The 14,814-nt window shown below is 57.8% G+C and carries 18 protein-coding genes, 1 tRNA gene and 1 pseudogene; 9 read left to right on the forward strand and 11 right to left on the reverse strand.

The genetic code is table 11. The annotated features are described in order from the left end of the window. Nucleotides 1-26 precede the first annotated feature (26 nt). Nucleotides 27-359 (reverse strand): hypothetical protein, encoded by a 333-nt coding sequence (locus tag PSH81_RS18405; protein WP_305391257.1) that lies wholly within the window; start codon nt 357-359, stop codon nt 27-29. A gap of 220 nt (nt 360-579) precedes the next feature. On the opposite strand from PSH81_RS18405, the gene PSH81_RS18410 reads away from it, so the two are divergent. From PSH81_RS18410 to PSH81_RS18435, 6 genes are all read left to right on the forward strand, one after another. Next, nucleotides 580-1,605 (forward strand): alpha/beta fold hydrolase, encoded by a 1,026-nt coding sequence (locus PSH81_RS18410; RefSeq protein ID WP_305391258.1) that lies wholly within the window; start codon nt 580-582, stop codon nt 1,603-1,605. 12 nt (nt 1,606-1,617) lie between these two features. Further along, nucleotides 1,618-2,016: a hypothetical protein gene (locus PSH81_RS18415; RefSeq protein ID WP_226455078.1), complete on the forward strand. Its 399-nt coding sequence runs from the start codon at nt 1,618-1,620 to the stop codon at nt 2,014-2,016. Nucleotides 2,017-2,070: 54 nt separating this feature from the next. Then, nucleotides 2,071-2,223: a DUF2986 domain-containing protein gene (locus PSH81_RS18420; RefSeq protein ID WP_192296881.1), complete on the forward strand. Its 153-nt coding sequence runs from the start codon at nt 2,071-2,073 to the stop codon at nt 2,221-2,223. Between the two features lie 81 nt (nt 2,224-2,304). After that, nucleotides 2,305-2,580, forward strand: a complete 276-nt coding sequence (locus PSH81_RS18425; RefSeq protein WP_192296882.1) for a metal/formaldehyde-sensitive transcriptional repressor — start codon at nt 2,305-2,307, stop codon at nt 2,578-2,580. After that, nucleotides 2,577-3,488: a CDF family Co(II)/Ni(II) efflux transporter DmeF gene (gene dmeF / locus PSH81_RS18430; protein WP_305391259.1), complete on the forward strand. Its 912-nt coding sequence runs from the start codon at nt 2,577-2,579 to the stop codon at nt 3,486-3,488. The genes PSH81_RS18425 and dmeF overlap by 4 nt, the downstream gene beginning before the upstream one ends. Nucleotides 3,489-3,521: 33 nt before the next feature. Next, entirely contained in the window at nt 3,522-3,701 is a 180-nt protein-coding gene (locus PSH81_RS18435) for a DUF1289 domain-containing protein (RefSeq protein ID WP_064453335.1), read from the forward strand. 8 nt (nt 3,702-3,709) lie between these two features. On the opposite strand, the gene PSH81_RS18440 is transcribed toward PSH81_RS18435, so the two are convergent. Together PSH81_RS18440 and PSH81_RS18445 are read right to left on the reverse strand one after the other, a co-directional pair. Next, entirely contained in the window at nt 3,710-4,507 is a 798-nt protein-coding gene (locus PSH81_RS18440; protein WP_226455075.1) for a DNA/RNA non-specific endonuclease, read from the reverse strand. A gap of 94 nt (nt 4,508-4,601) precedes the next feature. Beyond that, nucleotides 4,602-5,823: pseudogene (locus PSH81_RS18445) on the reverse strand (MFS transporter). A 119-nt stretch (nt 5,824-5,942) separates the two neighbouring features. Here PSH81_RS18445 and PSH81_RS18450 point away from each other — a divergent pair. Next, nucleotides 5,943-6,581: a TetR/AcrR family transcriptional regulator gene (locus tag PSH81_RS18450; protein ID WP_305391260.1), complete on the forward strand. Its 639-nt coding sequence runs from the start codon at nt 5,943-5,945 to the stop codon at nt 6,579-6,581. 146 nt (nt 6,582-6,727) lie between these two features. Beyond that, the gene (locus tag PSH81_RS18455) at nt 6,728-8,590 is read left to right on the forward strand and encodes a DUF3857 and transglutaminase domain-containing protein (RefSeq protein ID WP_305391261.1); all 1,863 of its coding nucleotides are present in this window, start codon (nt 6,728-6,730) and stop codon (nt 8,588-8,590) included. Nucleotides 8,591-8,873: 283 nt separating this feature from the next. Here the strand turns inward: PSH81_RS18455 and PSH81_RS18460 are convergent, their stop codons facing one another. The 8 genes from PSH81_RS18460 to PSH81_RS18495 all read right to left on the reverse strand — a co-directional run bounded on the left by PSH81_RS18460 (nt 8,874) and on the right by PSH81_RS18495 (nt 13,344). Continuing rightward, complete coding sequence (locus tag PSH81_RS18460) at nt 8,874-9,368, reverse strand: RES family NAD+ phosphorylase (protein WP_226455072.1); 495 nt, start codon at nt 9,366-9,368, stop codon at nt 8,874-8,876. After that, nucleotides 9,368-9,841: an antitoxin Xre/MbcA/ParS toxin-binding domain-containing protein gene (locus PSH81_RS18465; RefSeq protein ID WP_192296893.1), complete on the reverse strand. Its 474-nt coding sequence runs from the start codon at nt 9,839-9,841 to the stop codon at nt 9,368-9,370. The genes PSH81_RS18460 and PSH81_RS18465 overlap by 1 nt, the downstream gene beginning before the upstream one ends. Before the next feature lie 279 nt (nt 9,842-10,120). Then, complete coding sequence (locus PSH81_RS18470) at nt 10,121-10,528, reverse strand: HEAT repeat domain-containing protein (RefSeq protein ID WP_305391262.1); 408 nt, start codon at nt 10,526-10,528, stop codon at nt 10,121-10,123. A gap of 130 nt (nt 10,529-10,658) precedes the next feature. After that, complete coding sequence (locus PSH81_RS18475; RefSeq protein ID WP_305391263.1) at nt 10,659-11,012, reverse strand: hypothetical protein; 354 nt, start codon at nt 11,010-11,012, stop codon at nt 10,659-10,661. 242 nt (nt 11,013-11,254) lie between these two features. Beyond that, nucleotides 11,255-11,608, reverse strand: a complete 354-nt coding sequence (imm2, locus tag PSH81_RS18480; protein ID WP_305392789.1) for an Imm2 family immunity protein — start codon at nt 11,606-11,608, stop codon at nt 11,255-11,257. A 177-nt stretch (nt 11,609-11,785) separates the two neighbouring features. Next, nucleotides 11,786-12,199, reverse strand: coding sequence for a hypothetical protein (locus PSH81_RS18485; RefSeq protein ID WP_305391264.1), 414 nt, complete (start codon nt 12,197-12,199; stop codon nt 11,786-11,788). Nucleotides 12,200-12,321: 122 nt separating this feature from the next. Then, a tRNA-Asn gene (locus tag PSH81_RS18490) sits at nt 12,322-12,397 on the reverse strand. Nucleotides 12,398-12,438: 41 nt separating this feature from the next. Continuing rightward, nucleotides 12,439-13,344, reverse strand: coding sequence for a LysR family transcriptional regulator (locus PSH81_RS18495; RefSeq protein WP_192296896.1), 906 nt, complete (start codon nt 13,342-13,344; stop codon nt 12,439-12,441). 101 nt (nt 13,345-13,445) lie between these two features. Here PSH81_RS18495 and lldD point away from each other — a divergent pair, with 101 nt between their 5' ends. Further along, a complete protein-coding gene (lldD, locus tag PSH81_RS18500) occupies nt 13,446-14,582 on the forward strand; it encodes an FMN-dependent L-lactate dehydrogenase LldD (protein WP_226455068.1) in 1,137 nt (378 codons plus the stop codon). The last annotated feature ends 232 nt before the right edge of the window (nt 14,583-14,814 follow it).

The raw sequence follows: 14,814 nt of genomic DNA on the forward strand, positions 1-14,814 counted from the left end.
CTCGCGAATGCGGTGGATCAGTCTATCTATCGGGTGACTGACACTTCGCATTCGCGAGCATGTCCATACAATATTCTTGAGTGCTGTACGGACGGTAATAGCATAACCGCAGGAAACTCCGAAGAAGTAGCATAGAAATTTGAAAAACCAACAGCGGGAACGGTATCAGCATTGGATAAAATCAGCACCGGACCGGGCGCAGTGGATTGAGTGATTGATCCCTCCCCGGCAAAAGCGGCTTCATTGTTAAAAACAACTAAAACAGCAAACAGCGCAAGAACCGCTCCGGCGAGATTTACGCGCTGAGGAAATACAATCAAACCTTTCAAAATCTTCACCATAGAGTCAGGTGTTAACACATAAGGTTCCAATCAAGCCAACTGTAAGAATCACGCCACTACCTTTTTTTGCACGATTCAATAACCGAATAAACCCACACACTTCCTAAAATCAACAAAGACAACTCCGTCATACTTTAAATTAGGAGTTCGTCAGCAACTTCCTAGTCCCGCCGGCCCTCTACTCAAATCGCCGATTTCCAGTCATGATGCGCGCCTCACTTCAAGGACGATAACAACAGTGAAAACCACCCTTGCCGCGTTGTTCCTGGTCTGCCTCGCCACACCTGCATTCGCCGACAACAGCCCCATCGGCTTCCAGAACACCACCCTCCCCGACGCCCACGGCAACCGCCCGTTGCAGATGGTCGTGTGGTATCCCGCTAAAACCGCCAAAGCCCCAGAGCTGATCCGCGACGACGCCGTCTTTCACGGCGCCCTCGCCGTGCCCGACGCACCGCCCGCCAGCGGCAGACATCCGTTGGTGGTGATTTCCCACGGCAATGGCGGCAATTGGGGTAATCAGGTGTGGCTGGCCAGTGCGTTGGCGCATCAGGGTTATATCGTCGCGGCGGTCAACCACCCCGGCACCACCAGCAAAGATCGCAGCCCCGAGGCCGCCGCGCAGTTGTGGCAACGGCCCAAGGACCTGAGCCGCGCCATCGACGCGGTGCTCACGCAGCCCAAGCAATTCGGCGCCGTGGAGAATCGTCGGATTGCCGTGATAGGCCATTCACTCGGCGGCTGGACCGTGCTGGAAGCCGCCGGCGCGCGCTTCGACCCCGCGCTGTTCGCCCAAGACTGCACCGCTCACCCGCAATTGGTCGCCTGCACGGCGTACCGGCAGATGAACCCCGACAACGCCAAGGTGGCCGCAGACCTGAGCGATAAACGCGTCAGCGCCGTGGTATCGCTGGACCTGGGCCTGTCACGCGGCATGACCGACGCCAGCCTGGCGGCACTGCCGGTGCCGGCATTGATACTTGCGGCGGGCGTGACGGAACCGCAACTGCCGGCCGAACTGGAATCCGCCGACCTGGCCAGGCGTCTGCCGAAAGCATCGACCCAGTATGTGCAGATCAGCGACGCCACCCACTTCAGCTTTATGGCGATCTGCAAACCCGGCGGCGAGGCGCTGATTGAAGAGAGTTCGCCCGGTGACGGCATGATTTGCCACGATGGCGAGGGCGCGCGACCACGGGAGGCGATTCAACAGCAAGTGGTGGCCCTGATCAGCGAATTTCTCGCCCAACCTGCGGGCAAATAAGGCCGTGTCAACGTGAGAAAAGTAGTCTTCAGCACACTCTTAACTTGCGCAGCGCTGTGGGGCGCTTCGCAGTGGTGGGAAAAAGGCCTGGCGCAACCCTCCGGCTCCGCCCATATCAGCCCCAACGGCTGTTATCGGGTGCAGCAATTCAAACCTTTCTGGGTACTGCCCAGCGCCTTTCACCCCCAGGCCCATCCGGACGAAACAGCCGAGGTTCACCTGTTTGTACGCTGGGAAAGCCCGGCGTTCTTTCGCCTGTACGATCAGCGCAACGGCCGGTTGATCAGTGAAAGTGCGATCTATGATCTGGTCAGTGATGGCGGGCCATTGTTCTGGGGGATGGAGGGTATCGCTTCGGTGTCGGCCGGTATGATCGAGATTGGGCCGATTCGGCTGGATTGCGCGCTGTAGGGCTGGGATTTTTAGCTGGTATCATCCGCACCTTAACCCGTCGGATAAAACCCCATGAATCGCCAGAAAAAGCTCCAGCAACTGTTCAAGGCCAAAGCCAAAAAAGCCAGTGCCAAACTGGCGCCCAAATCCAAAGACAAATACATCAGCAAAGCCGACCGTCTGAAACTCGCCGAAGAAGCCGCCGCGCCTGCGGAACAAGCGTAAACACCCGGCAGCGCCGCGCCTTGTTATAGGGGGGTGGGGTATGCAATGATCGCCCCCTTCATAGGTAGGGGGGGTATAGGCATGGGCCACGTCTCGGCAAACAAAGACAACCTGATCAAACGCGTCAAACGCATTGCCGGGCAGATCCAGGCCCTTGAGCGCGAGCTTGAAGCGGATGCCGACTGCGCCAAGACCCTGCACTTGGTGGCGGCCACCCGCGGCGCGATCAACGGGTTGATGGAAGAAATCATCGAAGACCACGCCAGGTCGCACGTGGCCGACCCTGCCCTCTCCGAAGAAGAACGCAGCAAGGGCGTCGAAGAATTGCTTGAAGCCATTCGGCGCTATTCCAAATGAGCCTCGCCAATAGCCATAGCCACGAGCATGTGTTCCTTGGTGCATCCCACGATGAAAACGCCAGGCGCACCCTGTGGGTGGTGATGCTGACGGTGGTGATGATGGTCGTGGAAATCGCCGCCGGTGCGCTCACCGGCTCCATGGCCCTGCTCGCCGACGGTTTTCACATGGCTACCCACGCGGGCGCCCTGGGCATTGCCGCCGCCGCATACGCCTTTGCCAAACGCCATGCGCACAGCCCGCGCTACAGCTTTGGCACCGGCAAGGTCGGCGACCTCGGCGGCTTTGCCTCGGCGCTGATCCTGGCGCTGGTGTCGTTGGGTATCGGGGTGGAATCGGTGATGCGCTTGCTGACGCCCTCCGAGGTGCAATTTGGCACGGCTACCCTGATTGCCGTGGTGGGCCTGGTGGTGAATATCGCCAGTGCGCTGCTACTGGGCCACGGCCACAGCCATGATCACGGCCACGCACACGACCATTACCACCACGGCCACGACAACAACCTGCGATCGGCCTACGTGCACGTCATCGCCGATGCGCTGACCTCCGTCCTCGCCATCGCCGCGTTGCTGGCCGGGCGCTACCTCGGTTGGGTGTGGCTGGACCCCGTGATGGGTATCGTCGGCGCCATCGTCATTGCGCGCTGGGCCTGGAGCCTGATGGGCGCGACCGCCGGCGTGCTGCTGGACCAGACCGATGAGCACGTCGCCGCCGAGATCCGCGAGTTGGTTGAGCAGCCCGGCGATGCGCGGATCACCGACCTGCACGTCTGGCGCGTGGGGCCAGACGCCCATGCGGCGATTGTCAGTGTGGTGGGCGCCGCAACGACGGATGCCGAGCGCATTCGCGAGCGCCTCAAGCCGGTGCATGAGGTGAGCCACCTCACCGTCGAGTTTCGTGCGGCGTAACCGCGACCACTGACGCCATCTATGGGTGCCCCCTTGGCTAAAGATATAGAAAACCCCTGCATCTCCACCTGCCAGCTCAGCGGCGACCTCTGCGTCAGTTGCGGGCGCAGCAAAGACGACATCCGTAAATGGAAAAGGATGAAACGGCCGGAGAAAATGGCCGCCGTGCAACGCGCCACCCTGCGTTTGAAAGCGCTGAAAAAGGCCAAGTAAGCGTACGACTAAGTACGCCCCACCGACCCCGATACCGGCAGGTTACCCAGCAGCTTGAGCCCGGTGCTTTTTACAAAGGTGTCGTAGTCCATCGGTTTCTGGATGCGGGTTTCGGCGTTGGGCAGCACGTAGGCCCAGGCGCGTTTGGACGAAGCGTCATACACCAGCTTGAACAGGCGCGTCGGCACCCAGACCTGATTGGCGCCGATGGTGCTGTGGCCGGGGTCGAACAATGGGCCAGTGAACACATACACATCGCCGCCGGCACGCACGGCGAATTTGCGCACGTCGGCCTCGACCTTGCTCCAGATCTTGCGGTTGTTGGTGGGGTCTTGCGGCACCATGTTCGACAGCGCGAACGACTGCGCCATCGCGTTAGCGTTCGGCGCGTCGGCAGCCGGGGCTTGGTGGCCACGGTCCACGGCCGGATGCTGGCTGCGGTAGTCGCTCAATTCCGCGCGCCCACCCTTGGGAATACGCGGGTCAGCGTAGAACTGGTTGGTGCGTTCCTCGCCCTTGGCGTCTTTCAACTGTGCGGCGTTCAGGCGCTCGACCACCACCAGCGGGGTCTTGCTGGTTTGCGAATAGAGCACGGCGAAGTGGTCGGAGCACAGCGCCAGGGGCCTCATCGTGGCGGGCACAGTGGCGGTATTGATCGGTGTTGCAGCGGGAAACAAGTCAGCGCAATTGTCGAATGACGCCTGCTTCTGCTGTTTGGAGTAAAGGTCCGGCAGACTGCGCGCGTTGGCCCCGGAGGAAAGTAAAACAAGGGCGGTGAGACCAACTGCAATATTGCGTAGGTACATGCATTAAATCTTCGACAGAGAGTGACGCGACAGGCGGCGAAAAACGCCGCCAAGTGGATGATATTACGAGGATTATTGACTATCGAATGTCGGATTAGTGCCCGATCGCTGCAGGTTTTCCCGCACCCCGAGGCCCTGGCTTGAACCCATGGCTGCGTGCACTCCAGGCCAGTGTGAATGACAGCGCAATCAACAGCAGCATCGCCCACGGGAACGACGCCACGCCCCAGGTCTCCAGCAACACCCCGCCGACAATACCACTGACGGCAATTGCGCTGTTCCACGCCACCACATTCAGCGACAGCGCGACGTCCGCACCATCCCCCGCCGCATCGGCCAGGGCGGTTTGCAGCAGCGTCGCTGCACCGCCGAAGCTGAGCTGAGCCCCACACCGCGACACCGAGATAGATCACTGCGGGCAGGCTTCCTACAACACCAAACACCACGCTGACCCCTGCAAATGTCGCCAGGCTGACCAGCACGGTTTTGCGCAACAGCGGCTCGACCAGCCTGGCCGTCAGCCAAATCCCCGCCAATGCCGACAGCCCGAACACCAGCAGCACTCCATCCACACGCTCCGCCAACCCGGCCTGCGCCACGAAGGGCGCGATGTAGGTGTACAGAATGTTGTGCGCCAGCATCCAACTGATTACCACCGCCAGCACCGGGCGCACGCCCGGCGTGGTCAGCACCCTGCCCAGGGACAAACGCTGATGCGCGGCCTGGGGTGGATAGTCCGGGACTTTCACCAGCACCCACACAATCAGCCCCAGCGTCAGCGCCGACATCAGCCCGAATGTGGTGCGCCACCCCACCAGCCCGCCCAGCCACGTGCCCAGAGGCACCCCCAGCGACAGCGCAATCGGCGTGCCGACCATCGCCAATGCGAGCGCCCTGCCCTGTTGGCGGGGCGCGACCATGCGCCGGGCGTAACCAGCCAGCAGGCTCCAGGCCAAGCCCGCGGCGACGCCGGCGAAGAACCGCGCGACCAGGGTCACCCCGTAGTGGGATGACAGCGCGGTGATCGAGTTGAACAGCAGGAAACCGACGATGGTCAGCAACAGCACATTACGCCGACGCCAGCCACGGGTCGCAATGGTCATGGGGATGACTGCCAGCACCGAACCCAGCGCATAGGCGGTGACCATCTGCCCGGCCATTGCCGGAGAAATCGCCAAACCTGCGCTGATAAGCGGCAGCAGGCCTGCGGGCAAGGTTTCGGTGACGATACAGATGAAACCGGTCATGGCCAGGGCGAGCAAAGCGCCGATGGGCAAGCGTTCTGAAGACGCGGACAAGCTGAGTGAAGGTGTCATGGGCAACTCCTGGGACGACTTAAATACTGATCGATACAAATGTTGCAAGCCCAGCGGGTACATTGTCAACGACTTATGTATCGACTAGTATTTATCTCGTTTTCTACTGGAGACCTGACATGGCACAGATGGGCCGCCCGCGTAATTTCGACCGTGACCATGCCGTGGAACAGGCCATGCACCTGTTCTGGCAATACGGCTACGACGCCACCTCCCTCGCCCAACTCAAGGCCGGCCTGGGGGGCGGTATCTCCGCGCCAAGTTTTTACGCCGCGTTCGGCTCCAAGGAGGCGTTGTTCGACGAATGCGTGCAGCGCTACCTGTCGACCTACGCCAGAGTCACCGAATGCCTGTGGGACGAAACCCTGTTGCCCCGTCAGGCCATCGAAACCGCCCTGCGTCAGTCGGCGCGCATGCAGTGCGAAGACGGGCACCCCAAGGGCTGCATGGTCGCGCTAGGCGTGATGAGTGCACCGAGCCCGGAAAATGCGCGGGTCGCCCATGCACTGACGCAATCACGCCTGCGCACGCGGGCGGGGATCGTCGCGTGTGTGGAGCGCGCGATCCGCGCCGGGCAATTGCCGCAATACACGCAGGCCCCGGTGCTGGCAACGGTGTTTGACAGCTTTTTGCAGGGGGTGTCGATCCTGGCACGGGATAACGTGCCCCATGCCGTGATCGACGCGGCGATTGATCAGCTGCTGATGGCGTGGGATGTGGCGGCGTCGGTTGTGGCGCCGCAACTCAAACAGCCGTAGCAGACCTGGAAAACCGCCGGGGAAGCGTGGAAAAACACTGCAGGCCTATCGCCACTTCTATATAGTAATGCTTCGCATTAAGCGGATTACCCAAGGAATGCGCGCCCTGTTACCGACGGCGCACGTCATCGTTCAGAAGGATCTTTATGCAAGGCTTTACTCTCTCCCCGGCGCGCCTGTTCGGTGTGCTGGCTGTGGTGGTTTGCGGGCTGTTCACGGCACAGGTGCAGGCCGATGACACCGACCACTCCCTCACTGTCGAAAAAAATACCCACGCCTATGTCGTCAATGCTGACGGCAGCTTTGTGCTCAACGTGGAAATGATCTCGCGGGTCAATGAAGAGCGCGCAATCAAGCTGCACGCCCAACGGCCACTGAGCTTCAACCGCACACTGGAAACCTTGAAAGTCGTCGAGGCCTACACCCAGAAAGCCAGCGGTCGCAAAATCCGCGTACAGCCCAAACAGATCAAGGAGCAGCAAGAGCGCGCCTCAGCCGATGCGCCGATGTTCCAGGACTCCCGGGTCAAAGTGGTGATCTTCCCGGACGTGGCGGTCGGCGACCGCCTGGTCTTGCGCTACCAGTTGCAGCGCAACAAGCCATTGTTTCCCCAGCAGTTCGAAGACATCAACATCCCGGACTTCTACCAAACCGAGCAAACCAGCTTTTCCTACGACATGCCAGCGAGCATGCCACTGTACGCCGATGTCAAAGGCTACAAGGCCTCCACGCCAGCGGCGGCACCCGGTCGCAAGATCTATCACTGGGAACAACTGCCCAGCGAGAAATTCCGAATCGAAAACGGTGCTGTCGCCTACAGCGACTACGGGCAATTCATGGCTGTATCGACGTTCGCCGACTACAAACAATTTGCCCAAGCCTACGCCGCCAGGGCACAGATCGAAGTGACGCCCGCCATCAGCAAACTGGCCAAGGAACTCACAAACAACCTCGACACCCCACGTAGCAAAGCCCTGGCGCTGAGCGACTGGGTGCGTAAGAACATTCGCTATGTCGCGGTTTACGTCGGCCCTGGCGGCGTAGTACCGCACCCGGCGCAGGCGGTGCTGGACAACCGTTACGGCGACTGCAAAGACCATGTCGCCCTGCTCGAAGCCTTGCTCAAGGCCGTCGCCCTCGAAAGCTCACCGGCGCTGATCAACTTCGGCAACGCCTATACCTTGCCAACGGTGCCGACGCTGGGCCTGCTCAACCATGCGATCACCTACGTCCCGAGCCTGGACCTGTACCTGGACTCCACGGCGGCGCCGATTGGCGCCGGCTACCTGCCGATTCCGGACCTGGGCAAGCCGGTGTTGCTGACCCAGACCGGCGCACTGGAACGCACGCCGATCAGCCAACTGGGCAAAGTCGACAACACCCTGACCTTCACCGTCGCCGACAACGGCGGCGCCGACTTCAACCACGTCTCCACCGTGGAAGGCTGGGGCGCGGAGTTCAACCGCTTCGTATTCAAGTCGCTGCCGCCCGCCGACCTCAAGAAACTGACGCAGGAAATCCTCAGCATGTACGGCCAGTCCGGTAATGGTGAAGTCGTCAGCGACACCCTGGAAGGCAATGCGCCGATCTTCAAATCGACGATCACGGGCCACACCGACAACCTGGTCAACCTGCCCGGCCCGACCGGCGTGCCGACCCTCACCAGCCTCGCCGGCGGCATTTCACAGAACGTGTTTGCGTTTATGGCCGAAAAAGAGCGCACCCAGAACTTTACCTGCCTGTCTGGCGAAATTGCCGAACGGGCGCGCTTCGAATTTCCGAAGACGGTAAATATTCTGGCAGTGCCCAAGGCGGTGTCTCTCAAGAGCGGCGGCTTCGATTACCAAGCCACGTACACCCAGGACGGCAACAGCGTGGTGGTGACCCGCAGTTACCAGTTCGCCCACACCGACGCGCAGTGCAGCGCACAGGACTACGTCGCGATGAAGCCGACGATTGAAGGGATGGTCAACGACCTGAAAAGCCAGGTGATTGTGCAGACCCTATAACTGCGCCTACCTACGCGATTGCCCAGCCAATCCCAAGGCAAAAAGAGGCCTGCATCTGTGCAGGCCTTTTCATCTGGCTATCAGCCACGCCCCATTAGAAAAAAACTCAACGGTTGTCGGTCAAACGGAGCGAACTTACCGACACAGCGATGATTGCGCTGGCCTGCGTTATGGGGGGGCAAACCTACCTAGCTCCAATTTTCTCTACAGCCTCGTCTCGGTAAGAACTACGCAGTCCCTCAGTCGCCGAACCCTCCGAGGCCCACCTCTCTGCTCAAAGCACCTACTGAGGAGGGTTCAATCTTGTATCGAGGGCAAAATGCTCCTGGCTTATCAATTCGAACAAATCGAGCGTTGTAGAAGGATTCATCAGCACATTCCAGCTATGCCGGGAAACGGCTGAAGGAATCAACACGAAGGGATGCTCTGCTAAGAGGCTGTCACCAAACTGCTGCTGACCTCGTCCGGGGGAGCCCGGGAACAGCCAGTTTGCATTAGGTACCGAGTCAGGCATGACCCGATGGACGAGCTTGAAGTCCTTGACCCGGGCACACGTGAGTACATGCGCAATCGTGTCCAGCGCCTGAAAACCTTTGTGCACGGCCACCTCAAGGATCGCAGTAGACGGATCTGCGGAGCAGTACACCGCTTTGATACCTTTAGAGTTCCACCGGCCGCCAGCGATTTCTGCACCAATGCCGGACGACCAAGTGGATGCATGCTTCTCTTGATCCAATCGCCACAAATACAACTCACCATTCCCTGGCACTATCGTCATCAGGAATACACCCCGTATTCCATGCGGGTCAGAAAGTCCTCTACCAACTCAAATCCCATCTGAGTCGTGAGCAGATCCAGAGGCGTCTTTCCCTCGAGCCCCATAGCAGGAGAGGTCATCCAGTTGAGCGCCTGCTGGCGATCTCCCAACACCTCCTCTGCCTTACTCAATACGCTAGCCAGACGCCACGTGCTGTTGGTCTGCTCAGCCGTCAGGGGTTCGGGCTTTTTGATACGCCGCTGCACCGTTCGATCCGAAAGCCCGAGCACCTTAGAGAACACATGGTGATCTCGTAGTTGGCTGTATGACTGAACAAACGCAATCACCAGCTCTGACGGAAACCCCTTCTCCATCATGGAATGAAGCTCAAACGCACTCGTAACCTTGAGTTTTTTGCCTTCGCCAAACAGCAGCTGTAGCGGCCGCGCTGGATCGTATGTTGTCGCTTGTAGGCTTTTGCTTGCAGGAATCATGGTCGCCCTCCTCTGCCATATGGCTAAAATATATCGCCAGATGGCAGAGAAAGCCAACCTATCCGACGATGGGTATTTTTCGCCTATCGCACACTGAAACTGGCAGATTGAAAAGAGGCATTTTCTGCAAGTCCAATTCAAGCTAGATGAGCATTGCCTGTCATACGTCATGCCTGGAAAGTTAGTCGGGTTGGGTTGACTTGGCTTGGCTTGTCAAAGCGGCGCAGAGCAATGACCTGTAGGAAAAGGAGGTGCCCTCTGTCAGCTACCGAGTAACCTTTATGCCTGACTTAACTTCCTGACCAGCGTAGCCGCCATTAGCTTCAATGTTCTGCTCTCTACCTCAAACTCCTCATCTAGAGCGCGTATGACCTGCGCCCTGTCAAGAATGTAGCCAGCCAAAAAAACTGATTCAATTGATTCAATTGCATGAATGACAACCGACTCCTCTTCAGCTTTTAGAAGCGCTAGCAAAACGCGCAAAGCCCGCTCATCATCCGAGTCACCGAGAGACTCCGCGCACCGACCTCGCCAGACTTCAGACTTCGCCAGAAAAATAGATTCAAGTTCGTTCCAGCTTGAATTATCAAACTGAGAGATCTTGGAGGCCGCGGTATCAATTCCTACATCCGACCAGTAATCTTCTGAACTTATTGAATCCAGCAAAAATTCATAGCTCTTCAACATACTACACCTATCAGAATTCGTCGGATCCGGAGCCGTGCATCGAAAACAATCGCAGTGACTTTAGGATAATTCGCCAGAACTTGCCCCTTGTTTCACGCAATCGCTGAGCTTACATGAGCGTCGCCGGTTTCTACAGCGACACTAGAAAATCCTTCCAACCTCGTAAAGCCTTTTCGAAGTCGCCCAAGCTAATGGTGACTGAGAAATCTTCATCATAAAGCGAATAGATTTTCACTCCATCTTTAGATATATGAGCAGCCCAAGCATCACGAGCCCATTCCGTAAAGACTTTCTCGTCGCGTCTCACTGCCAATAGTCGATTCACCCCTTCATCCAACCAAGGAATGGTTTCGTTAAAAGGCACTCCGCCATTGTCGATCAATAAGCATGCGAGAAGATCTACACCATCAACTCTCTCCACATCAGTGCTGCACCGAGGACTTGAGAATTCGGCTGACTCTTCCATAAAAAAACGAATGTTCATTTTAGCCCTCACGCCAATGGATGAAAGGTGCATGGACAGAACATATCCACGGTGAGTGAGAAAAGGGGCCAGATTAATTTATTCAGAAAATTTAAATTCGTCCCCTTTTTTGTCCTTTTCAAAACACATCGTTGATACCGGAGAAACTATCGAACCGAGCATGATGATGGAGATCGAGTCCATACATCTAGATCGCCGGCCTGCGCTATGCAGTATCATCGACATAACTGTTCGTACAAAGCTTACAAAATGTCTAATAACCGAAGATCTTCAACAAGGTCTACTGCCTCTTCCGGAGGCAGCTCTTTCAGCATAGAGGAAAGGTCAATCTGCTCGATCAGCATTAAGGCAGCATCCATATGATATTGTTTGACGCTCTCGGAAGATCGACCCGCAGAAAGAACAAGAGCTAAAATTTCAAGCATCAACTTCTCAACTGGCAGATCAAAGGAATTTTCGAGTTCGCTATAGGCAAAGCCTACCTCGCTTTCACCTTCGACCCAAGCGCTTCGATGCCTAAGCTTTACTCTGCAGTAGCTGTAGTAACTGCCCAAAAACCAAGCCCTAATTTCAGCGTAAGTCACTCTTTCTTCCATCACGGAGTTTTCCTTGGTGGACGCAACATGACGCCCTGATTATCAAAAATATTCACAGCACGAAGAGGGGCCAAATTTATTTATCAAGAGAATTTAAATCCGCCCCCCCTTTTTCCCTATGTACATATGACTCAGACAGATTATGCTCACAACAACCTTAGGAATTTTTAAGAAAGCTCAGGAGCAATACTCAATTTTATAGCTATCGCCTAATTCCGCCTGCATTTCTTGGGCCAATAGGCACCCCTCGTTTACATGACGGACTTTCTCCTGCGGAGAGCAAAACCCAGAGTCGGGAGGATATTCGTCATTGAAAGTACTTTGATACTCATCATCCCACATCCTGATTTTATCGCTCAAACTTCGCGAAACAGGTAAATCTTCGATATCAACGTGCCCCATTTGATCTAGGTCAGGGCAAAATACCGGCCCAGCCAGATACTCATTCGCCAGCCTTAAGTTGATCATTTTAAAGGTTTCCATTTGCTTGCCGGATTCGCGCGCACTACGAAGCCAGAACGCGCCCAGATTGGCGCCAACCGTAGCCTTACCCGGCCCGCCTTTGGTTGAAACGACTGCAGCGACTTTCATGGGGCTTACCTCTGAATCGTGGGATTAGAGACGTCTTCATGCCTGCCACGCTGTGCGCTTCGATCACCCCGGCCAAATCCAAGGCAAAAAAAAGCCTGCATCTCTGCAGGCTTTTCTCTATCTGGCTCCACGACCTGGACTCGAACCAGGGACCCAATGATTAACAGTCATTTGCTCTACCAACTGAGCTATCGCGGAATGCGCCGTATGTTACTGATTAAAAAGAAGAAGTCAAGCATTCAGTGCGAACGTACCGGATGATCGGTTGTGAGTGGCTGTTCCTTGGCCAAATCCAGCCAGGCCCGCGCGGCGGGTGGCAGGTGGGCGCTGGCGCGCCAGGCCAGGGCGATGTGCCAGTCGGTGTGGGGTTCGTCCAGCGGGATCAGGGCGATGCCGGTGTGTTGATGCTTGTGCGCCAGCATGCGCGGCAGGAAGGCGACGCCCAGGCCGGCCGAAACCAGGTCGACGATAAAGTCGATCTGCCCGCTGCGGGCCGCGACCCGAGGGGTCACGCCTTTGCGTTCGCACGCGGCGAGGATCTTGGCGTTGAGGGCGAAGCCGGCTTCGAACAGGATGAACGGCGAGTCCGCCAGGTCGTTGAAGTCGATGCGCGTGTTTTGCGCCAGAGGGTGCTCCACGGGTAGCACGGCCATCAACGGTTCGTTGCGTACGGGCTGGTAGTCGAAACCTTCGTCCATCGGCAGCAGTAGCGCCGCCAGGTCGACCTCCCCCGCTTCCAGGCAGTCGCGCAGTTTTTTGCTGCCGTATTCGGTGAGTTCGATCTCGATGTCCGGATAGCGGCGGCGGTAGGTCGCAAACATCGCTGCAAACAACACACCGCAGCCCACTGGCGGCAAGCCGATGCGCAGTACGCCGCGCTTGAGGCCACGCAAGTCGTTGATCTCGGCCAGCAGGTCATTGTGCTCGGCAAGCAGCACCTGGGCGCGGCGGTAGGTCATTTCGCCAGCGGCGGTGAGTTCGTTCTTATGCCCGAGGCGATTGAGCAGCGGCATGCCCAGTTCATCCTCCAGGGTCTTGACCGCCTTGCTCACCGTGGATTGGGTCAGGGACACAACCTCAGCCGCCTGGGAGAAACCGCCCTGGCGCACCACTTCGACAAAGGTGCGCAGTGTTCTGAGGTTCATCAGTATTCCTTTAGCGACTGGATGCTAGTTGAAAAAGTTGTTTTTATCATGCCAGAGCTTTGCTTATCGTGAACCCCCTTTGACCTGTGGAGTTTACGCTGATGATCATTTCGTCCGCTTCCGATTACCGTGAAGCCGCCCGACGCAAGCTGCCGCGCTTTCTGTTCGATTACATCGACGGTGGCGCCAACGCTGAGCACACGATGCGCGCCAACGGCACGGACTTGGCCGACATCAGCCTGCGCCAGCGCATCCTGCGTAATGTCGACAACCTGAGCCTGAAAAGCACGCTGTTCGGCCAGGAATTGGCGCTGCCGGTGATCCTCAGCCCGGTTGGCCTGACCGGCATGTATGCGCGTCGCGGTGAAGTGCAGGCGGCCAAGGCGGCGGCGAACAAAGGTATTCCGTTCTGCCTGTCGACAGTGTCGGTGTGCCCGATTGAAGAGGTCGCGTCGCAAAGCCCACAGGCGATCTGGTTCCAACTCTATGTGCTCAAGGACCGCGGTTTCATGCGCAATGCCCTGGAGCGTGCGCAAGCCGCCGGGGTCACGACGCTGGTATTCACCGTCGATATGCCCACGCCGGGTTCGCGTTACCGCGATGCGCACTCGGGCATGTCCGGGCCGTTCGCCGCTTCGCGCCGCATACTGCAAGCCGTGACCAAGCCGCAATGGGCCGTCGATGTCGGGTTGATGGGGCGCCCCCATGACCTGGGCAATATCTCCAAATACCTCGGCAAACCCACGCACCTGGAAGACTACATCGGCTGGCTGGCCAACAATTTCGATCCGTCGATCAGTTGGAAAGACCTGGAGTGGATCCGTGAATTCTGGAAGGGCCCGATGATCATCAAGGGCATCCTCGACCCGCAAGACGCCAAGGACGCCGTGAGTTTCGGCGCCGACGGCATCGTGGTCTCCAACCACGGCGGCCGGCAGTTGGATGGCGTGTTGTCCACCGCCAAGGCATTGCCGCCGATTGCCGAAGTGGTCGGGGACGATCTGACGGTGCTGGTGGACTCGGGTGTGCGCTCCGGGCTCGACGTGGTACGCATGCTCGCCCTCGGCGCCAAGGCGTGCCTGCTGGGACGTTCGACCGCCTACGCGCTGGCCGCCGAGGGTCAGCACGGCGTGGAAAACCTGCTGGATATCTTCGCCAAGGAAATGCGCGTGGCCATGACCCTGACCGGTGTGACCTCGATCGATCAGATCGACCGTACAACGCTGGTCAACCCATAGCCAAATAAATGGCGTCACTGGGCACCGTTGCACCTTGGCTGTATTTACAGCCATTTGATTTAAAAGGACTTTTATAAAAACAAAGGATTTGGCATGAATCTCGCTCTAACTTGTCTCAAGCAGGTTAGGCGATGACAAGACGTGTGGCAGTGCCCAGGGGTTATAACCCACTGCAAAGCGGTCTAAACTGTTTCCAATGTTTTACGGAACTGAGGGAACAGTACGACGCATG

It is taken from the genome of Pseudomonas sp. FP2335, assembly GCF_030687535.1.
Lineage (GTDB): Bacteria > Pseudomonadota > Gammaproteobacteria > Pseudomonadales > Pseudomonadaceae > Aquipseudomonas.